An 18,819-nucleotide genomic window follows, 5' to 3' on the forward strand; every position below is an offset into this window, starting at 1 on the left:
AGGGTCAGGTGCGGCGCAGGCGCCACAAGGAGGTGACCTCGGTGGCGCGGGCCGCGTGCAGGGGGTCGGTCCGGTCGGCGGCGCGCGGGTGGCGCGGCCGGGTCCGGAGCCGGTCCACGACGCGCAGGCCCGCGCTCGCGAAGGCGGACAGCAGTTCGGCACGGGTCCGTAACCCCAGCCGTTCGGCCAGGTCCGACAGGATCAGCCAGCCCTCGCCCTGCTGGGTCAGGTGCTCGCCGAGGCCGTCGAGGAAGCCCCGGAGCATGCGGCTCCCCGGGTCGTAGACCGCGTGGTCGAGGGGCGAGACCGGCTTGGCCGGGAGCCACGGCGGGTTGCAGACGACGAGCGGCGCGCGTCCGGGCGGGAAGAGGTCGGCCTCCAGGACGCCGACCCGGCCGGACAGCCCCAGCCGTCGCAGGTTGTCGCGGGCGCAGGCCACGGCGCGCGGGTCGCGGTCGGTGGCCACGACGCGCTCGACGCCTCTGCGGGCGAGGACGGCGGCGAGCACGCCCGTCCCGGTGCCGACGTCGAACGCCCCGGCGCGCGAGACCAGCGGGGCCGCGGCCACCAGATCGACGTACTCGCCGCGCACCGGTGAGAAGACGCCGTAGTGGGGGTGGATGCGGGCGTTCAGGGCGGGCACCTCGACGCCTCGCCTGCGCCACTCGTAGGCCGCGACGACGCCCAGCAGCTCGCGCAGCGAGATCACCGAAGCCTCGGTCGCGGGCCCGTAGACCTGCGCGCAGGCGTTCCGCACGTCGGGGGCGCGCCGCAGGGGGACGCCGTGGTCGGGGTCGAGCGGCACCAGCAACCGGCCCAGCGTGACGACCGCCTGGGAGCGGGCCTGCCGGTACCGGTGGAACGCCTGCGCGGGCGACTCAGCGGGCGCGGGCGACTCAGCGGGCGCGGGCGACTCAGCGGGCGCGGGCGACTGAGCGGGCGCGGGGGCCGGTGGGCGGGGGGCGGCGCGGCGGGTCATGGCGCGCAGCAGGCGGCGGGCGGCGTGGAAGTCTCCGCGCCACAGCAGCGCCGTGCCCTCGCAGGCCAGCCGGTACGCCGTGGCCGCGGCCAGGCGCTCGTCGGCGATCACCACGCGTGCGGGCGGCGGCGAGCCGTTCTCGGAACGCCAGCGGGCCGAGCGGGCCTCGCCGTCCTCGGTCCAGCGGATGTCGAGCACTCAGGGCTCCTCATGATCGAACCAGTGATGGCCATGAGAAGCACTTCGACGCGGAGAGGGTCAGCCTGTGGCGGCCTCCCGCGAGGAAGTGCGCGCCGGGGCGTCGCCGAGAACCATGCCGGGCGGTGGGAACGACATGATCAACCTCCTCGCGGTGCTGGGAACCCCCTCATCCTAGCTTCACGGGCCGACGTCGAGCGCTGTCAGCTTCCTCTTGACCGCGTTTCGGGGACAGATCCGGTCAGGCCGGAATACGGTGGGCCGTTGACGATCGGCCACCGCCCGCAAGCCCTACGGAGTCCCTCCATGCGTACCGCAGCGGCAGTCCTGTCCTTCGTGCTCGCCCTCGCCCTGCTCCCCGTCCAACCGGTGACGGCCACCGTGACTGCCACCGGGGCTGCCACTGGGGCTGCCACTGCCGCCGCCGGGACGGCCGCCACGCCGCTGCCGGGCGGCAAGTCCACGTTCGTCGTCTCGCAGGGCCATCTCCAGGCCGCCTCCCGGCAGAACTGGGTGCGCCTGGGCACCTACCGCTTCGCCGCGAACGGCACGGTGAGCGCCGCCCTGTACCTGTGGTGGCAGCGCTTCCCCAAGGCCAGGCAGCGCACCGGCACCGTGCCCGACCCGAGCTGCACCACCAAGGCCGGCGGGGTCGCGACGCGGCCGCGCGGCTGCGAGGTGCTCACCGCGGGCGGCTACACGGGCGGCCCGAGCGAGACCCGCACGGGGACGTACACGCTGGCGGGCAACGTGCTCACCATCCGGTGGAAGATCGCCCAGACCTGGACCGAGCAGTGGTACGTGCGCACCTCCCCCGACGGCAGGCTGGCCCGCCTCGACCTCAAGGGCAGCAGCCTGGCCACGCACGGCTACGGCTACGGCAGCAACGCCGCGATCGGCACCCGGCGCGCGATGAGCTCGGTGCGGGCCTTCCCCGGCTCGCTCAGGCAGGACCTGACGAGCTGGGCGAGCGGCACGCTGGTCAACTCGGCGAACCAGCCGTTCGGCCACTCCTCCTTCCGCGCCTGCAAGTCGACCACCTCGTGCCTGACCTACCTGCAGCCGTCCTCGCGGGGGGCGTGCCAGAAGTCGGGCGGCTGCCCCAAGTACGGCGGCGGCACGCGGCCCAACGTCAGCTCCATCCAGTACTACCTGACGACGATCTCCAAGTCCGACCGCCGCGACACGCTGTGGCACTGGTGCACGTGCCTGGCGATGGAGCGCGGCGAGTTCTGCTACACGGGCAACTCGCATGTCAAGCCGCTGATGCAGATCATCGACGACTCGGGGGCCTTCCGCGGCTGGGTCGGGGTGGAGGCGTCGTTCTCGACCGGTTCGCGGGCGACGGACATGCTGGCGGTGCTGCGCATCTCCGACTTCCGCTGAGCGCGGGGTCAGGCGGGGGCAGGCCGGGTCAGGAGCCGGAGCGCAGGTCCTCGGCGGCCTCCTGGTAGGCGCGGGCGGCCCGGTCGAAGTAGTCGAAGAGCACGTCGAGGTGCTCGGCCGGGTAGCCCGCGAGGATGTCGCCGATCTTCTGCCGGACGGGCGCCATGACCGCGTCGAGCTCGGCGGGCCTGCCGACCGGCTCGACGATCACCTTGCGGCGGTCGTCGGGCGCGGGGACGCGGCGGACGTACCCGGCCTGCTCCAGCCGGTCGATCAGCCGGGTGGTCGGGCCGGTGGTCAGGCCGGTGCGCACGCCGAGCTCGCCGGGGGTCATCGGGCCGGCCAGTTCGAGGATGTTCAGGGCGTACAGGTCGGTGGCGCCCAGGCCGCAGGCTTTGGCCCCGGCGTGGCCGTGCAGCATGACCGCGCTGAGGTAGCGGCGGTAGCGCCGGCCGGCGTCCGACGGGTCGGGGGTGTTCGGCACGCGGTCCTCACTTCCTGTCCTCCTTCTTGGAGAAGATAAATCCCCCAAGAAGTAACTTCTTCTGCGAAGTTACCACGCGGGGGACGCGCAGGCGTCCCAGCGCGAGCAGGACGAGGGTCGTGAGCACCACGGCGGTCAGCAGGACGGCCAGGTTCAGCGGGGTGCGCAGGAAGCCCAGCGCCACGATCAGCGTGGTCGCGCCGCCGGGCGGATGGGAGCTGTCGGTGGCCAGCATGCCCAGCGTCGTGCAGGACAGCGCGATGATCACGGCGAGCGCCCGGCGCCCGTCGATGTGCCCCAGGTCGGGTGCGGTGCGCGTCAGCCCGGTGACGGTGAGGGCCAGGTAGCCGCCGGCGGCGCTGATGGCGTGCCCGGCGACGGTGCGGCGGGGAGCGGCGGCCGGCGCCCCCGGCGCGGTGAGCACCAGGTAGATCGTCGGCCCCAGGGACGGGAAGACGAACGGCTGGTGGGCCAGCCAGGCGACCAGGGCGGGCACGCTGATGCACAGCGCGGCCCGCGCGGCGACCGCGCACGCCCCGGCGACCCGCGCCCTGACCGCCGCCCGCTCCCGGGCCCGGCCCCCGGCCGCCCCTTCCGCGCCTTCTGCCCCTTCCGCGGCGGCTTCCGCGCTCATCGGGGCAGCGCGCCACCGCGGGAGCGGTAGACGATGTACGGCCTGGCCAGGTAGGCGACGGGCGCGGCGAAGGCGTGGACCAGGCGGCTGAACGGCCACAGCGCGAACAGGGCCAGGCCGAGCAGCGTGTGCGCCTGGAACACGAACGGCGCCGAGGCCATGGCGTCGACGTCCGGCTCCAGTTCGAGCAGGCTGCGGAACCACACCGACACGCCGAGCCGGTAGTCGTAGTGGCCGGACGGCCCGAGCAGGGTGGCGATCAGCCCGGCGAGCAGCACGGTGGCCAGCACCGGGTACAGGACGCGGTCGGAGCGGCCGGTGGCCCGCCGCACGGCCCGTACCCGCAGCCGCCGCCACAGCAGCACGCCGAGCCCGGTCACGGTGGCCAGCCCGGCCAGCCCGCCGACGACCAGGGCGTTGAGCCGGTACATGGGCTCGGTCACGTGCACGGCCTCGGTGAAGCGCTCCGGGACGAGCAGGCCGACGAGGTGACCGGCGATCACGAACAGCAGCCCGAAGTGGAACAGCGGCCCGCCCACCCGCAGCAGGCGGCTCTCGTGCAGCTGGCTGGAGCGGGTGGTCAGCCCGAACCGGTCGTAGCGGTAGCGCCAGAGCGCCCCGGCGACGAACAGCACCAGGACGACGTACGGCAGCACGCCCCACATGGCGATGTTGAGATGCCTCATCGGCGGACTCCTCCGGGAACCTCGGGCAGGGCGGTACGGCCGACGCGTTCGGCGGGCGGGCCGAGCGCCGTCCGCTCGTCCACGGTCCGGCGGTCGGCGGACGTGGCGCGCGGCAAGGTCAGCCGCACGGCCTCCACGACGGCGGCGTAGCGGCTGCGGCGGGCGGTCAGGCCGGCGTGCAGCAGGTCGAGGCCGGGCCGGTGGTCGCGCAGCAGCCGGCCGCCGGGGCCGGGCACGCGGGCGGCGAACTCCAGCATCACCGGCAGGAAGTCGGGCAGCTCGCCGGTGCCGGGCCGCCAGCCGTGGGCGCGGTAGAGCGTCTTGAGCGCCAGCAGGGACTCGCCGCGCCGGCGGGTGTCGCCGTCGCCGTAGTAGGTCATGTGGAGCGTGCGCCGGCCGCTGCGGTCGAACGTGGACACGTACGCGGCGCCGGCGTCGAGCGCGGGCAGGGCCGCCGCCTCGGCGCAGAAGCCGCGCAGGCGCTCGGCGGCGGCGCCGCCCGCCGGGCCGAGCGCGTCGCGGACCAGGCCGAGGCGGGCGGTCCAGTCGTCGCCCGGGTAGCTCAGGAGCAGGGAGGCGGCCTGGTGGATCAGGCGGGCGTCGTGCCGGTTCACTCGGCCGCCTCGTCCCTGGAGGGGAACAGGCCGTCGGGGGTGCCCTTGCCGTCCCAGTTGAGCAGGTTGACGCGGCCGCGCAGCCGGTCGTCCCTGGCGACCGGGGGGCTGTGGAAGCCCTCGGCGAGCATGCCGGGGCCGCCGGGGGCGTCCAGGCTGCAACCGGCGTGGCCGGCGTGGCCGGCGTGGTCGGCATGGTCGGCGTGGTCGGCGTGGTCGGAGGTGACGTAGGCGGTGGGGATGACGTACCGCTCGTCGTACTTGGCGAGGGCGAGCAGGCGGTACATGCGTTCCAGGTCTGCGGGCGACAGGCCGGTCCCGGCGGCGATGCCGGGGTCCGGCTCGTCGCCGAGGTTGCGGGCCCGCATGTGGGCGCGCATGGCGGCCAGGCGGTGCAGCGCGGCCTCCACCGGGGCCGGGTCGCCCGCGGTGAACAGCTCGGCCAGGTACTCGACCGGGATGCGCAGCGAGTCGATGGCGCCGAACAGGTTGCCGGCGTCCTCGCCGTCGTGGCCGGTCTCGGCCAGCGCGTCGACGATGGGCGACAGCGGCGGGACGTACCAGACCATGGGCATGGTGCGGTACTCCGGATGCAGGGGCAGCGCGATGCGGAACTCGGTGATGAGCTGGTAGATCGGTGAGCGGCGGGCCGCCTCCAGCCAGTCGTGCGGGATGCCCGCGGCCTCGGCGGCGGCGACCACCTCGGGGTCGGCGGGGTCGAGGAAGCAGGCGAGCTGCGCCGGGTACAGGTCGTGCTCGTCGGGCACGGCGGCGGCCTCCCCGATGCGGTCGGCGTCGTACAGCATGACGCCGAGGTAGCGCAGGCGGCCGACGCACGTCTCGGAGCAGACCGTCGGCTCGCCCGCCTCGATGCGCGGGTAGCAGAACGTGCACTTCTCGGCCTTGCCGGTCTGGTGGTTGAAGTACACCTTCTTGTACGGGCAGCCGGACACGCACATGCGCCACCCCCGGCACCGGTCCTGGTCGACCAGCACGATGCCGTCCTCCATGCGCTTGTACATCGCCCCCGACGGGCAGGCGGCCACGCAGGACGGGTTGAGGCAGTGCTCGCAGATGCGCGGCAGGTGGAACATGAACGCCCGCTCGTAGTCCAGGCGCACGGTGTCGCTCACCTTGCGCAGCACGACGTCGGCGGAGAGCTGCTCGGGGCCGCCGCCCAGGTCGTCGTCCCAGTTCGGGCCCCAGGTGACGGCGGTCGGCCGCCCGTCGATGAGGGAGCGGGGCGGCGCGGTCGGCACGTCGTCGCCGAGCGGCGCGCTGGTGAGGTTGTCGTAGTCGTAGGTCCACGGCTCGTAGTAGTCGTCCAGGCCGGGGAACTCGGGGTTGGCGAAGAGCGTGGCCAGGCGGCGCAGCCGGCCGCCGGCGCGGGGCACCAGGCGGCCGTGGCGCAGCCGCCAGCCGCCCCGCCAGCGCTCCTGGTCCTGCCAGCCCCGCGGGTAGCCCTGGCCGGGCCGGGTCTCGACGTTGTTGAACCAGACGTACTCGGTGCCCGGCCGGTTGGTCCACGTCTGCTTGCAGGTCACCGAGCAGGTGTGACAGCCGATGCACTTGTCCAGGTTCATCACCATGGCGATCTGGGCCATCGGTCGCATCAGTAACGCACCTCCTGATCCCGGCGGCGGATGATGGTCACCGCGTCGCGCTGGTTGCCGGTGGGGCCGTAGTAGTTGGGGGCGAAGGAGAGCTGGCCGTACCCGCCGATCAGGTGGGTCGGCTTGACCAGGAGCTTGGTGAGCGCGTTGTGCACGCCGCCGCGCCGGCCGGTGGCCTGCGACTTGGGCACGTTCACCAGCCGTTCCTGGACGTGGTACATGAACACCGTGCCGGGCGGCATGCGGTGGGAGACGACGGCGCGGGCCACCACGACGCCGTTGACGTTGACGGCCTCGATCCAGTCGTTGTCGGCCACGCCGATCGCGGCGGCGTCCTCGACGCTGATCCAGATGACCGGGCCGCCCCTGGCCAGCGTCTGCATCAGCAGGTTCTCCTGGTACTCGGAGTGGATCGACCACTTGGAGTGCGGGGTGAGGTAGCGCACGTTCACCGCCTTGCCGCCGTCGGGCGCGGCGGGCAGGCACTCCCCCAGCGCGTCGAGGTCGAGCGGCGGCCGGTAGACGGGCAATTGCTCGCCCAGCTCGGCCATCCAGTCGTGGTCGAGGTAGAAGTGCTGGCGGCCGGTGAGCGTGTGCCAGGGCTTGCGGTGCTCGGTGTTGATGGTGAACGGCGCGTAGCGGCGGTCGTGCCCCTCCGCGCCCGACCACTCGAAGCTGGCCCCGGCGGCCACCGGCCGGTCCTGGGTGTCGGAGAACACCGTGCGGTGCCCGGCGACCGACGCGCCCAGCTCCGACAGCCCCGAGCCGGGCCCGCAGCGCTCGGCGAGCCGGTCGAAGCCCTCGGCGGCGATCCTGCCGTTGGTGGTGCCCGACAGCGCCAGGATCGCCTCGCACAGCTTGACGTCGCTGTCGAGCAGCGGGCGTCCCTCGGCCGGGCCGGCGGCGGCGGTGCCGCAGCGCGCGGCCAGCCAGGCCGACTCGGGGCCGGGCCGCACGGTGACGCCCTTGACGGTCATGCCCTGCCGCTCGGCCAGCGGGCCGAAGGCGGCCAGCTTGTCGGCGATCGCGGTGTAGTCCCGCTCGACCAGCGTCACGGCGGGCATGGTGCGGCCGGGCTCGGGGCTCTCGCCGCTCTCGCGCCAGTCGGGGACGCCGCCGCCGGGCTGGGCGATCTCGCCGGGCGTGTCGTGCTGGAGCGCGGTGGCCACCAGGTCGTGGGCGACGTCGAGGCGGCCGGCGGCCAGCTCGCTCAGCTTGCGGGCCAGGGAGTGGAAGATGTCGAAGTCGGTGCGGGCCCGCCAGGGCGGGTTGATCGCCGGGGTGAAGGCGTGCACGAACGGGTGCAGGTCGGTGCTGGACAGGTCGTGCTTCTCGTACCAGGTGGCGGCGGGCAGCACCAGGTCGGCGAAGAGCGTCGTGGAGGTCATCCGGAAGTCGAGGGCGAGCAGCAGGTCGAGCTTGCCGCGCGGCGCGTCCCGCCAGGTGACCTCCCGTGGACGGCCGGACGGCGGCGCCTCCTCAGCGGTGGCGTTGTCGGGCGCGCCCAGCAGGTGGCGCAGGAAGTACTCGTTGCCCTTGGCCGAGGAGCCGATCAGGTTGGCCCGCCAGACGGTGAGCACCCGCGGCCAGTTCTCCGGCGCGTCGGGGTCCTCGCAGGCGAACGCCAGCCGCCCGGACTCCACCTCGCCGGCGATCCAGCGGGCCGGGTCGGCGCCGCTGTCGTGGATGCGGCGGCCCAGGTCGAGCGGGTTGGCGGCGAAGGTGGGGTAGCTCGGCATCCAGCCCAGCCGGGCCGACTGCGCCACCAGGTCGAGGGTGTGCCGCCCGGCGAACCGGCAGGGCCCGGCGGGGCTGGACAGCGTCCCGGCCGAGAACCGTTCGTAGCGCCACTGGCCGGTGTGCAGGTACCAGTACGGCGTGCCGGCCATCTGGCGGGACGGGCGCACCCAGTCGGCCGCGGTGGACAGCTGCTGCCACCCGGCCAGCGGCCGGACCTTCTCCTGGCCCACGTAATGGGCCCAGCCGCCGCCGTTGACGCCCTGGCAGCCGGTGAGCAGCAGCAGCGTCAGGAAGGAGCGGTAGATGGTGTCGGAGTGGAACCAGTGGTTGGTGCCCGCGCCCATCATGATCATGGCCCGGCCGCCGGTGCGCTCGGCGGTGGCGGCGAACTCACGGGCGATCCTGATCGCCTGCGCGGCCGGGGTGGAGGTGATGCGTTCCTGCCAGGCGGGCGTGCCCGGGGCGTCGGGGTCGTCGTAGCCGGTGGGCCACTGGCCGGGCAGGCCGGGGCGGGCGACGCCGTACTGGGCCATGAGCAGGTCGAAGACGGTGGTGACGAGCCGGTCGCCGACCCGCCGGACCGGCACGCCCCTGCGGACGACGCCGGGATCGTCGAAGCGCGGCAGGACCACCTCGGCGCCGTCGCAGCCGGGCGCGTGCAGGGTGAGCAGCGGGTCGAGGTCGCCGAGGTCGAGGTTCCAGCGTCCCTGCTCGGCGCTCCAGCGGTCGCCCAGCGTGCCGTTGGGCGCGACCGGGCGGCCGGTCGCGGCGTCGAGGATCATCGGCCGCCAGCGGGCCGCCTCCTCCTGGCCGCCCAGGTCCGCCGAGGTCAGGAACTTGCCGGGACGCAGCCCGCCGTCGTCGTGCTCTTCCAGGCACACCAGGAAGGGCAGGTCGGTGAAGCGCTTGACGTAGCCGGTGAAGTGCGGGGTCTGCCGTTCGGCGAAGAACTCGCGCAGGATGACGTGCCCCATGGCGACGGCCAGCGCGCCGTCGGTGCCGGGATGGGGGTGCAGCCACTCGTCGGCGAACTTGGTGGCGTCGGAGTAGTCGGGCGAGACCACGATGACCTTCTGGCCCCGGTAGCGGGCCTCGGTGACCCAGTGGGCGTCGGGGGTGCGGGTGACCGGGACGTTGGACCCCCACAGCACGAGGTAGGCCGCGTCCCACCAGTCGCCCGACTCCGGCACGTCGGTCTGGTCGCCGAACACCTGCGGCGAGGCCACGGGCAGGTCGGCGTACCAGTCGTAGAAGGACAGCATCGGCGCGCCGATCAGCGACATGAACCGGGCGCCCACCGCGTGCGAGGCCATCGACATGGCCGGGATCGGCGAGAACCCGGCGACCCGGTCGGGCCCGTACGTCATGAGCGTGTGGACGTGGGCCGCCGCGGCGATCTCCAGCGCCTCGTCCCACTCGATGCGGACCAGGCCGCCCTGGCCGCGCGCCGACTGGTAGCGGTGGCGTTTGCGGGGATCGGTGGTGATCTCGGCCCAGGCCGCGACCGGGTCGCCCAGGCGCGCCCTGGCCTCCCGGTACAGCTCCACCAGGACGCCGCGGGCGTGCGGGTAGCGCACCCGGGTGGGCGAGTAGGTGTACCAGGAGAAGGCGGCGCCGCGGGGGCAGCCGCGGGGCTCGTACTCGGGACGGTCGGGGCCGACGCTGGGGTAGTCGGTCTGCTGGGTCTCCCAGGTGATCAGGCCGTCCTTGACGTAGACCTTCCAGGAGCACGAGCCGGTGCAGTTGACCCCGTGGGTGGAACGCACCACCTTGTCGTGCGCCCACCGGCGCCGGTACGGGGAGTCGTTGACCTTGTCCTCGCCGCGGTACACCGCCCGCCGGTCGGGCGTGGTGTCGGCGCGCAGCAGGTGGGTGCCCGCCGCCAGCAACCGTGCGGCCGCCGTGTCGGCGGCGCGTTCGGCTCGTGTCAGATGCATGCGTATTCCGCCAGGCACGACACATGACCTCCTCACATGGAGATGACGCTTTCGGATGTGCGCCGGCCCGGCCGGGACGCGGTCCTCCCCCTGCGCCCGGAAACCGGCGAATCGACTGAAAGTGAATGCGTGCAGTCAGACGACTGTTTCTAGCATGCGACAGTGTCCATATGGAATCTGTTAGTTCTGCGGGAGGGTTTCACCGCCCCCGAAAACACAATTAGGTCTATCGACCGAAATTTCGCGAAATAAGGGGAAATAGCGGCTGATGTCGGCGGATCAGGCGCTCAGGAGTCGGCCGCCTCGGTCAGCCGCCGCAAGACGTGCACGAGCGTCCTGCGGTCGTCCGGGGCCAGTTTCTCCAGCGCCTGGCCGATGCGCTGCCGCCGCGCGGCGCGCAGCCGCTCCAGCACCTCCCGGCCGGCCGGGGTCGTGCTGATGCGGATCTCCCGGCGGCTGTGAGCGGCCGGGGCCCTGCTCAGCAGGCCGGCGGTGTCCAGGCGGTCGACGACCCGGCCGGCCGCCGACAGCGACATGTCCAGGCGGTCGGCCAGGGAGCGCAGGTTCATCGGGCCGTGGCGGTCGACCGCCAGCAGCACCCGCAGCCGGGGCACCGACAGGTCGCCCAGCGCGGCCATGGCGTCGAGCGTCGCCTCCACCAGCACCAGGGACGCCTCCTCGATGTGCCATGCCGAGTCGTCCATGCCCGCACCTTCGAGCGGTGTCGTTGAGCGGCCATGGAATACCGAAGCCGCTGGTCCGACATTTTTCCACATAACGGGCCACCTATTCATCACTCCGCCGACGACCAAAAGGAAAGTCCTAGCAGGCGGCCCGCCCTCGGCGCACCCCCGGCCACTACGGGCCAGGAGGACGCCGCCGTCCGGCGGAGCGACGGTGTTCACTACCCATTACAGTGCTTTTCACCTGAGGTTTTCAAATGGTGATGAATTCCGCCCCTCAGGGACGCCGTCCAGGCTCGTCCACCACCTCGGTGCCGAGCCGGGCCGTCCAGGTGACCGGGGTGCCGGCGGGCACGTCGGCACTGCCTCCCGTCCACGTGAAGGTCCGGTCGGTCACGCTGACGCCGTACGTGCCCAGGAAGCGGTAGTCGCCGGGGCTGAGGATGAGGTCATGGCGGGCCCAGTCGCCGGTGTAGCTGAAGGCGACGCCGTGCCGCCCGCCGGCGTCGACCGCGTCGGGGGTGACCTGCACCCCCTCGATGGCCGGCAGGGCGCGGAACAGCGCGGCCCGTACCCGCGGGGGCAGCGCCTGCTCGCCCATCAACTGGTAGATCGCCTGGAAGAGCCGCTCGTTCATGGGAGGCGGCGGGTCGCCGGCCGACGCGTCGAGCGGGCGCAGGGCGGCCATGAGCCGGTCGGTCACGGTCTCAGGGGTGACGGGCTCGGCGGCCAGCTCGGCGGCGCCGATGCCGGGGTGGGTGTACTGGACGAGAAGCTTGCCCTTGTCGTCGTACCAGGCGATCTTCTTGCCGTCGACGCTCGTCCACACCTCCGAGGTGATCCGCCTGCTGGTGTCGACGCCGTACCCGCTGTAGGCGCCGGGGGCGGCGTTGAGCTCCTTGACGTAGAGCCACTGGTCGCCGCGGGCTCCCGGTCCTGGGGCGTCCTCGGCCGCATCGGCGGCCCATTCGCTCAGCTGTTGCACGCTCGCCACCGGCGTGGCTTCTGGCTCACGGGTCGCGGCCCAGCCGAGGCCCGCCAGGACGGCCAGGACGGCCGCCGTCGCGAGCCGCCACACCGGGCGCGCGGGGCGCCGCCGGGGCGGCGCGGTTCGCACGGGCGTCCGCACGGGCGTCCGCACAGCGGTCAGCAGCCTGGCCCGGGCCGCGCTCTCCGCCTGCGGCGTCATCGCCGGGACGGGGCGGCGCACTCGCCTCACCGCGTTCAGGTCGTCCATCAGTTCTCCTCCTCCGCGGGAAGCACGGCCTTGATCTTCTTGCGCGCGCGGTGCATGCGGGAGCGCGCCGTTCCCGCCGGGATGCCCAGGACCTGCGCGGCCTCCTCCAGGCTCATGTCCTCCCACGCGACGAGCAGCAGGACGTCGCGGTCGCGGGGTGACAGCCCCGCCAGCGCCGCGAGCAGCCGGCGCTCCTCGCCCTGGGCCGCGACGCGCCGGGTCACGACGTCCCCGAGCGGCTCGGGCAGCGGCTCGGCCCCGGTACGGCTCAGCGCCCGCAGGAGCCGTTCCTCGTCGCGCCGGTGCCGGGCGATCAGCCTGGTGGCGATGCCGTACAGCCAGGGCCTGGCCAGGCGGGCGGCGGGATCGTAGGAGCCGCGGCGGCGGAAGGCGGCCAGGAACGTCTCCGCCACGATGTCGTCGGCGGCCTGCGTGCCGAGCCGGCGCGCGACGTAGAGGTGGATCTGCCGGGCGTGGCGGTCGAACAGCGCGGCGAACTGTTCGGGGTCGTCCCGGGAGCGGAGGATCACCTCCGCGTCGTCCTGCTCCGAGAGGTTCTGCAGGGTCACATCGTTCCTTCCACGGGGACGGCGGTCACCTCGCTGTCTCCCGCAGGCCGCATCATCGTTCACGGCGGGGGCGGGGAGGCCGTCGGGGGCCGTCCGGGGAAGGTCAGGGGATGCGGGCCACGGCTCCGTAGTTGCCGGACGAGGAGGGGGCGTCCGCGCAGGCCGGGTCGCCGCCGTCGGGACGCCATTCGGGCACCCACACCAGGCCCGGCTCCAGCAGGTCGAGGCCGTCCAGCAGGTCGGCGACCTCGGCGCGGGTGCGCACGTTCAGGCCGGGCAGCGTCATGGCCAGCATGCCCCGCACGGCCGGGGCCAGTTCCCCCGGCACGCCGTCGAACGTGATGTGCAGCAGCCCGAGGAAGCTGCCCTCGGGGACGGCGTGCCGCAGCCGCTTGACGACGGTACGGGCGCATTCGTCGTCAAGGCTGTGGGCCGACAGCAGCAGCACCGCGATCGGCCGGTCCCAGTCGAGGAACGTCTGCACCACCGGGTCGCCGAGCATCTCGTCCATCTCCCGCACGTCGCCGTCGACCACGCGCACCAGGTCGCAGAAGGGCTCGATGGTGGCCTGGGCCAGCGTCAGGGCCATCGGGTCGCTCTCGACGTACACGACGCGGACGTCCGGGCCGGGCGAGGTCAGGCGGGCCACCTCGTGCAGGCGGCTGCCGCCCGAAGGGCCGTTCGGCACCCCGCTCCCCACGATCATGAATTGGTCCACGCCTTCGACAGCGGCCAAATGACCGATCACCCGCGACAGGTATTCAAGAACGGCACGGGCCGCGGTGGTGGCGACGGGAGTTACTTGATCGAAATGGCGAACCAGGTCTCTGTCGGCGAGGAAGTTGTTCTTCCCGCCCGCGGCGGCGTCAAGTATCCGCGTGATCCTGGCGTGCGCCGTGCCAAGCCTGGCCAAGTTGCGGACAGCACGCTGGCGCATGAGCGTTGCCCCTTTCCCCTCGCCGCCACCCTCTTGCGGTAGGCGATCTTTGGACTTCACTCGTGACTCAGACCATATGTTCCAACAATTCCAGTTAATGACAATGGGGCAGACCGGTTATTTCGGGAAATGTTTGTTACCAGAACTTACGGGCTAGATCATCGGGCCGCCGCGCGCGCGTAGGATCGGCGGATCGACATGGAGGTGGCCGTGGCAGAGGAGCAGGCCGCACCGCTGGCCGGGATGCGAGTCGTGGAGCTGTCCAGCTTCGTCGCCGCGCCGCTGGGCGGGATGACGCTGGCCCAGCTCGGGGCGGAGGTCGTCCGGGTCGATCCGGTCGGCGGCGGGCCCGACGCGCGGCGCTGGCCGCTCGCGCCCTCCGGCCGCAGCCTCTACTGGGCGGGGCTGAACAAGGGCAAGCGCTCGGTCACCGTCGACCTGCGCTCGGCCCGGGGGCGCGCTCTGGTGGCCGACCTGGCCGTCGCGGCGGGCACGGTGCTCACCAACGCGCCGCCCAGGGCCGGGCTGTCGTACGAGGAGCTGGCCGGGCGCCGCCCCGATCTGGTGTACGCGCGGCTGCTCGGCCACCGCGACGGCCGTCCCGCCGTGGACTACACGGTCAACGCCGGGCTCGGCCTGCCGTACGCGACCGGCCCCGACGGCCACGAGGGCCCGGTGAACCACGTCCTGCCGGCCTGGGACGTCGCCTGCGGCCTGTACCTGGCCGTGGGACTGCTCGCGGCCGACCGCCACCGGGCCGCGACCGGCCGGGGACGCCGCCTCGACGTGGCCCTGCACGACGTCGCCCTGGCGACCATGGGCAACCTGGGCTTCCTGGCCGAGGCCCAGCTCCGCGGCGCCGGCCGGCCGCGCATCGGCAACGACCTGTACGGCGACCTCGGCCGCGACTTCGCCACCGCCGACGGGCGGCGGCTCATGGTCCTGGTGCTCACCGAACGCCACTGGCGCGACCTGGTCGCCGTCACCGGGCTGTCGCGCGTGGTGTCGGCGCTGGAGGAGGCGCTGCCCGCCGACTTCCGCTCCGAGTCCGACCGCTACGCCCACCGGGAGGCGCTGGGCGGGCTGCTCGCGCCGTGGTTCGCCGCACGTACGGCGGCCGAGGCCGAGGAGGGGCTGAAGGGCACGTCGGTGCTCTGGTCGCGGTACCGGACGCTGGAGGAGCTGGCCGCCGGCGGGGCGGCGGCGCTGCGCGCCGAGCCGCTGATGGCCGTGCTCGACCAGCCGGGCGTCGGCCCCCATCTGGCCCCGGGCGGCCCCCTGCTCCTGGACGGCCGCCAGACCCCGCCGTCGCCCGCGCCGGAGCTGGGCGAGCACACCGACGAGGTGCTGGGCGAGCTGCTGTCTCTTTCCCCGGCACAGGTGGCCGGCCTGCGCGCGGAGGGCGTGGTCGGCTGACGCAATTTGGGCATGCCCGAAACAAGGGTTACGGGCCCGAAAGATGGGAAGTCGCGGGAGCGCTCCCAACCACCCGGAACGCCCGACACGCTGCGCCAATGCGGAGACGGTTCAAGTTTCACGCAAAAACCGCCGAGCGGAATGCCGTCCGCCCGGACTCCCCGCCGGGTCTTGACATCGCAGGCAGGCCCTTTGCGGTCACTGTTCTCCTGCATCGTTCCAGCCATCGCCTTATGGACGATGACCTGGACTTTCAGGCGGACACTACTGTTAGTCAGCAGGTCCGCAAGTTCCGGTGGGTCCGTTATCCGATATTGCGGTGGCCGCCGCCGGGACAGGTGACATACTGCGTTGGGAGCGCTCCCGTGACCCTTCGATGACGCCCACGAGGACCGGTAGTGAACCATCCCGACCCCCCGCTCGACGCCCCGCGCCCCTGGGCCGCCCACATCTGGTGGATCGCCCTGGCCGTCGGCGCGGCCGGCTTCGCCTTCGTCTGGCTGGCCACCCCGCACGCCCGCGAGATCGACGCCGCCTGGCAGCTCGCCGCCAAGCTGCTCGCCTTCGCCTGCCTGTGCTGCGCGATCGCGTTCTTCCCCTGGGTGTCGCCGCGCCTGCACTGGCTGCTCTACGCGCCGTTCCTGTTCCTGACCGGCTACCTCATCCCGAGGATCAGCTGGTTCTACTACGGCGACGGCGCGCGGGCCCACGGCGACGACTTCTACACCCACCTGTACCTGCTGCTCTACCCGGGGATCGTGCTGACGGTCGCGGCCGCGTACCGGATCGGGGGCGGCTCGCCGGGCCGCTGCCTGAAGATCATGGCGAGCGGGGTGCTGATCGTGTTCTCGGGCTTCCTCGACGTGATGTGGCAGGTGGTCAACCCGGTCGAGATCCCCGACCGGATCGACGCCCCGCACATCAACCTGTTCACCGGCGGGCCGATCCCGTTCTGGGGGGCGGTGGTGTTCACGCTGGCGCACGTCCCGATCCTCGCCGGGATCAACCTGCTGCCCCTGGACCGCTGGATCGGGCGCCTGACCGGGGCCGGCGCCGGCCCGGACGCCACCCGGAGGAGGTGACCCCTTGCCGAACAGGCCGGCCGTCGACGTCTCCGTGGCGGCACCCGCGTACAACGAGGCGGACAACATCGCGGCGGCGGTGACGGAATGGCGGGAGTACCTGGAGCGCCATCCGGGGGTGGCCGCGTGGGAGATCGTCGTGTGCGACGACGGCAGCTCCGACGCGACCGGGCGGATCCTGCGCGAGCTGCGGGAGGACTGCCCGCAGCTCGTCGTCGTCACCTTCGCGCGCAACCGGGGCGCGGGGGCCGCCATCGCCGCGGCCGTCGCGCGCACCCGGCTGGACTGGGTGGTGCTGCTCGACTCCGACGGCCAGTTCCCGATCGCCAACCTCGACGCGTTCCTGGAGCGCATCCGGGCCGGCGGCGGGCCCGCCTTCTCGGGGGCGCGGGTCAGGAAGGCCGACAGCCTGCCGTACCGGTGGGGGTCGGCGGCCAGCGGCGCGGTCAGCAACCTGCTGCACCGCACCCGCTACCGCGACTTCAACTCGATCTTCAAGGTGGTGCGCGGGCCGCTGTTCAGGGCGCTGCCGCTGGAGTCGGCGGGGATGAACTGCTCCACCGAGATCACCGCCCGCGTGGCCGAGCTGGGGCACGTGTGGGAGGAGCTGCCGATCGAGCACCGCGAGCGGGGCGGCGGCAGCCGGGGCTGGCGGTTCTGGCGCGGGGCGCGCGACCGGGCGCTGTTCGTCGGCTACCTCGGGCTGCGCCGCTGGTTGCTGCGCCGGGGCGTGCTGCGGGCGCCGCTCGCGCCGTTCCCGCTGGGCCGCTCCTCGCTGGAGGAGGTGCGATGAGCACGGTGACGCGCACGGTGACGCGCACGGTGTCGGTGGCCCTGTTCGGCGGCGGGCGCGGCGGCGCGGGCATCGCCCGCGCGCTGCTGCGCACCCCGGGGACGAGCCTGTCGCTGCTGGTCAACGGGTACGACAACGGGCTGTCCACGGGCGCGCTGCGCCGCTGGCTGCCCGGCATGCTGGGCCCGTCCGACTTCCGCAAGAACCTGCTGCTGCACCTCGACCCCGGCGACCCGCGCCACACGCTGCTGGAACGCCGGCTCCCGCCCGGCGCCACCCCGGCCGACCTCGACACGCTGATCGGCGACGTCGCCGCGGCGGGCCCGGCGGAGGCGGCGCGGGAGCTGCGGGTCGTCGCGGCCCGCCTGGCCGCCCGGCCCGGCGGGCTCGACCTGGCCGACTGCGCGCTGGGCAACCTGGTGTTCGCGGGGGCGTACCTGCGGCTGGGCGAGGACTTCAACGCGGCCGTACGGGAGTGCGCGCGCACGTTCGGCTCGCCGGTGCGGCTGCTGAACGTGACCGGCGGCGAGAACGCGTTCCTCGTCGCGCTCAAGCAGGACGGCCGGGTGCTGGCCGACGAGGCCGACATCGTCGCGCCGCAGGACGACGTGCCCATCACCGGCCTGTTCCTGCTGCGCGAGCCGCTGTCGGCCGCCGACCGCGCCGCGCTGGCGGGCCGCCCGGCCGAGCGGGTACGCGAGCTGCTGGCCCGCCGCTCCGCCGAGGTCACGCCGAACCCCGAGGCGCTGCGGGCCCTGGCCGAGGCCGACCTGATCGTGTACGGCCCCGGCACCCCCCACTCCTCGCTGCTGCCCAGCTACCTGACCCCGGGCCTGGCCGACGCCCTGTCCGGGAGCGGGGCCGGGAGCCGGGCAGCGGCCAGGGTGTTCGTCGTGAACGTCGGCGGCGACCACGACGTCCAGGGTCTGACGGCCACCGACCTGGTGGACCGCACGCTGGCCTACCTGGGCGACCCGGGCAACGAGCGGGCCACGATCACGCACGTGCTCAGCGGCCGGGGCGCGGGCGCTCCCGCCGTGCCGGCCCGCGTGCTGGACCGGGGTTCGTGGGCGGGGGCGCGCTGGATCAGCGCCGACCTGGAGGACCCGGCCCGGCCCGGCGCCCACCGCGGCCCGCGTACGGCCGAGGCGCTGCTCGCGGTGCTCGGCGAGGCGCCGCTGGCGCGGGCCGGGTGAGCCGGATGCTGCCCTGGACGGTCTGGCTGTGCGACCTCGACGGCACGCTGGTGGACTCCGCCCCCGCGCACGAGGCCGCCTTCCGCCACGCCCTGGCCGAGCACGCGCCCGGCGCGCTGGACGGCTTCCGCTACGCCGACCACGCGGGCGCGAGCACCGCCGCCGTGGCCGCCCGGCTGACCGGCGACCCGGCGGCGGCCAGCCGCCTGGCGCGGCACAAGCAGCGGCTCTACCGCGCCTACGTCGAGGCGGGCCTGGTGCGGCCGTTCCCCGGCGCGCGCCGGCTGCTGGACGCGCTGGAGGCGGCGGGCCGGGCCGCCTACCTGGTCACGGGCGGCAGCCGGGCCTCGGTGGAGCGGGTGCTGGCCGCCTGCCCGCTGCCGGTGCGCGGCGTGCTGACCGCCGATGACGTGCCGGTGAGCAAGCCCGACCCGGGGTTCTACGCCGCGGCCTGCCGCCGCTGGGGCGTGCGCCCGGCCGCGGCCGTCGCGCTGGAGGACTGCGCGCACGGCGTGGCCTCGGCCGTCGGCGCCGGGCTGGCGACGCTGCACGTGCACGCCGCCGAGCCCGCGCCCGGCGCGGTCGCGGCCCCTGACCTGGACCACATCGTGTCCCTGCTGGAGAGGTGATCGGCG

General features: G+C 73.7%; 17 protein-coding genes. 6 read left to right on the plus strand and 11 right to left on the minus strand.

What is annotated here, in order from left to right; translation table 11 throughout:
• Window positions 1–4 precede the first annotated feature (4 nt).
• Window positions 5–1,177 (minus strand): methyltransferase, encoded by a 1,173-nt coding sequence (locus tag ACIBQ8_RS42960; protein WP_397195002.1) that lies wholly within the window; start codon window positions 1,175–1,177, stop codon window positions 5–7.
• A 306-nt stretch (window positions 1,178–1,483) separates the two neighbouring features.
• On the opposite strand from ACIBQ8_RS42960, the gene ACIBQ8_RS42965 reads away from it, so the two are divergent.
• Window positions 1,484–2,563 (plus strand): hypothetical protein, encoded by a 1,080-nt coding sequence (locus ACIBQ8_RS42965; protein ID WP_397174513.1) that lies wholly within the window; start codon window positions 1,484–1,486, stop codon window positions 2,561–2,563.
• A 28-nt stretch (window positions 2,564–2,591) separates the two neighbouring features.
• Here ACIBQ8_RS42965 and ACIBQ8_RS42970 read toward each other — a convergent pair whose 3' ends face one another.
• The 10 genes from ACIBQ8_RS42970 to ACIBQ8_RS43015 form a co-directional block, all read right to left on the minus strand.
• On the minus strand, window positions 2,592–3,047 hold the full coding sequence (locus tag ACIBQ8_RS42970) for a MarR family winged helix-turn-helix transcriptional regulator (RefSeq protein ID WP_397174511.1): 456 nt from the start codon (window positions 3,045–3,047) through the stop codon (window positions 2,592–2,594).
• A gap of 7 nt (window positions 3,048–3,054) precedes the next feature.
• The gene (locus ACIBQ8_RS42975; protein ID WP_397174509.1) at window positions 3,055–3,681 is read right to left on the minus strand and encodes an HPP family protein; all 627 of its coding nucleotides are present in this window, start codon (window positions 3,679–3,681) and stop codon (window positions 3,055–3,057) included.
• Window positions 3,678–4,367 carry a respiratory nitrate reductase subunit gamma gene (narI, locus tag ACIBQ8_RS42980; protein ID WP_397195003.1) on the minus strand — a complete coding sequence of 230 codons (690 nt, stop codon included), beginning with the start codon at window positions 4,365–4,367 and terminating at the stop codon, window positions 3,678–3,680. Before narI ends, ACIBQ8_RS42975 begins: the two co-directional genes overlap by 4 nt.
• Window positions 4,364–4,981, minus strand: coding sequence for a nitrate reductase molybdenum cofactor assembly chaperone (gene narJ, locus ACIBQ8_RS42985; RefSeq protein ID WP_397174505.1), 618 nt, complete (start codon window positions 4,979–4,981; stop codon window positions 4,364–4,366). The genes narI and narJ overlap by 4 nt, the downstream gene beginning before the upstream one ends.
• Window positions 4,978–6,594 (minus strand): nitrate reductase subunit beta, encoded by a 1,617-nt coding sequence (gene narH, locus ACIBQ8_RS42990; protein WP_397195004.1) that lies wholly within the window; start codon window positions 6,592–6,594, stop codon window positions 4,978–4,980. The genes narJ and narH overlap by 4 nt, the downstream gene beginning before the upstream one ends.
• Window positions 6,594–10,271 (minus strand): nitrate reductase subunit alpha, encoded by a 3,678-nt coding sequence (locus ACIBQ8_RS42995; RefSeq protein ID WP_397195005.1) that lies wholly within the window; start codon window positions 10,269–10,271, stop codon window positions 6,594–6,596. The genes narH and ACIBQ8_RS42995 overlap by 1 nt, the downstream gene beginning before the upstream one ends.
• 287 nt (window positions 10,272–10,558) lie before the next feature.
• Window positions 10,559–10,975 carry a MarR family winged helix-turn-helix transcriptional regulator gene (locus ACIBQ8_RS43000; RefSeq protein WP_397174501.1) on the minus strand — a complete coding sequence of 139 codons (417 nt, stop codon included), beginning with the start codon at window positions 10,973–10,975 and terminating at the stop codon, window positions 10,559–10,561.
• Window positions 10,976–11,231: 256 nt separating this feature from the next.
• Window positions 11,232–12,191 (minus strand): CU044_5270 family protein, encoded by a 960-nt coding sequence (locus tag ACIBQ8_RS43005; RefSeq protein WP_397195006.1) that lies wholly within the window; start codon window positions 12,189–12,191, stop codon window positions 11,232–11,234.
• Entirely contained in the window at window positions 12,191–12,760 is a 570-nt protein-coding gene (locus tag ACIBQ8_RS43010; RefSeq protein ID WP_397174498.1) for an RNA polymerase sigma factor, read from the minus strand. The genes ACIBQ8_RS43005 and ACIBQ8_RS43010 overlap by 1 nt, the downstream gene beginning before the upstream one ends.
• A 103-nt stretch (window positions 12,761–12,863) precedes the next feature.
• Window positions 12,864–13,697 carry an SAM-dependent methyltransferase gene (locus ACIBQ8_RS43015; RefSeq protein ID WP_397174496.1) on the minus strand — a complete coding sequence of 278 codons (834 nt, stop codon included), beginning with the start codon at window positions 13,695–13,697 and terminating at the stop codon, window positions 12,864–12,866.
• 210 nt (window positions 13,698–13,907) lie between these two features.
• On the opposite strand from ACIBQ8_RS43015, the gene ACIBQ8_RS43020 reads away from it, so the two are divergent.
• The 5 genes from ACIBQ8_RS43020 to ACIBQ8_RS43040 all read left to right on the plus strand — a co-directional run bounded on the left by ACIBQ8_RS43020 (window position 13,908) and on the right by ACIBQ8_RS43040 (window position 18,813).
• On the plus strand, window positions 13,908–15,113 hold the full coding sequence (locus ACIBQ8_RS43020; RefSeq protein ID WP_397195007.1) for a CoA transferase: 1,206 nt from the start codon (window positions 13,908–13,910) through the stop codon (window positions 15,111–15,113).
• Between the two features lie 398 nt (window positions 15,114–15,511).
• Window positions 15,512–16,195, plus strand: coding sequence for a hypothetical protein (locus tag ACIBQ8_RS43025; protein WP_397195008.1), 684 nt, complete (start codon window positions 15,512–15,514; stop codon window positions 16,193–16,195).
• 4 nt (window positions 16,196–16,199) lie between these two features.
• On the plus strand, window positions 16,200–16,988 hold the full coding sequence (locus tag ACIBQ8_RS43030) for a glycosyltransferase family 2 protein (protein ID WP_397174492.1): 789 nt from the start codon (window positions 16,200–16,202) through the stop codon (window positions 16,986–16,988).
• Window positions 16,985–18,184 (plus strand): 2-phospho-L-lactate transferase CofD family protein, encoded by a 1,200-nt coding sequence (locus ACIBQ8_RS43035; protein ID WP_397174490.1) that lies wholly within the window; start codon window positions 16,985–16,987, stop codon window positions 18,182–18,184. Before ACIBQ8_RS43030 ends, ACIBQ8_RS43035 begins: the two co-directional genes overlap by 4 nt.
• A gap of 5 nt (window positions 18,185–18,189) precedes the next feature.
• Complete coding sequence (locus ACIBQ8_RS43040; RefSeq protein WP_397195009.1) at window positions 18,190–18,813, plus strand: HAD family hydrolase; 624 nt, start codon at window positions 18,190–18,192, stop codon at window positions 18,811–18,813.
• Window positions 18,814–18,819 lie beyond the last annotated feature (6 nt).

Source organism: Nonomuraea sp. NPDC049646 (genome assembly GCF_044465525.1).
In the GTDB taxonomy this organism is placed as follows: Bacteria; Actinomycetota; Actinomycetes; order Streptosporangiales; family Streptosporangiaceae; genus Nonomuraea.

What these genes read in the sequence shown, in the direction of transcription:
- ACIBQ8_RS42965 (WP_397174513.1), top strand. Translation starts at nt 1,484, where the DNA reads ATGCGTACCGCAGCGGCAGTCCTGTCCTTCGTGCTCGCCCTCGCCCTG.
- ACIBQ8_RS42975 (WP_397174509.1), bottom strand. Translation starts at nt 3,681, where the DNA reads ATGAGCGCGGAAGCCGCCGCGGAAGGGGCAGAAGGCGCGGAAGGGGCG.
- narI (WP_397195003.1), bottom strand. Translation starts at nt 4,367, where the DNA reads ATGAGGCATCTCAACATCGCCATGTGGGGCGTGCTGCCGTACGTCGTC.
- narH (WP_397195004.1), bottom strand. Translation starts at nt 6,594, where the DNA reads ATGCGACCGATGGCCCAGATCGCCATGGTGATGAACCTGGACAAGTGC.
- ACIBQ8_RS42995 (WP_397195005.1), bottom strand. Translation starts at nt 10,271, where the DNA reads ATGCATCTGACACGAGCCGAACGCGCCGCCGACACGGCGGCCGCACGG.
- ACIBQ8_RS43000 (WP_397174501.1), bottom strand. Translation starts at nt 10,975, where the DNA reads ATGGACGACTCGGCATGGCACATCGAGGAGGCGTCCCTGGTGCTGGTG.
- ACIBQ8_RS43005 (WP_397195006.1), bottom strand. Translation starts at nt 12,191, where the DNA reads ATGGACGACCTGAACGCGGTGAGGCGAGTGCGCCGCCCCGTCCCGGCG.
- ACIBQ8_RS43015 (WP_397174496.1), bottom strand. Translation starts at nt 13,697, where the DNA reads ATGCGCCAGCGTGCTGTCCGCAACTTGGCCAGGCTTGGCACGGCGCAC.
- ACIBQ8_RS43035 (WP_397174490.1), top strand. Translation starts at nt 16,985, where the DNA reads ATGAGCACGGTGACGCGCACGGTGACGCGCACGGTGTCGGTGGCCCTG.
- ACIBQ8_RS43040 (WP_397195009.1), top strand. Translation starts at nt 18,190, where the DNA reads ATGCTGCCCTGGACGGTCTGGCTGTGCGACCTCGACGGCACGCTGGTG.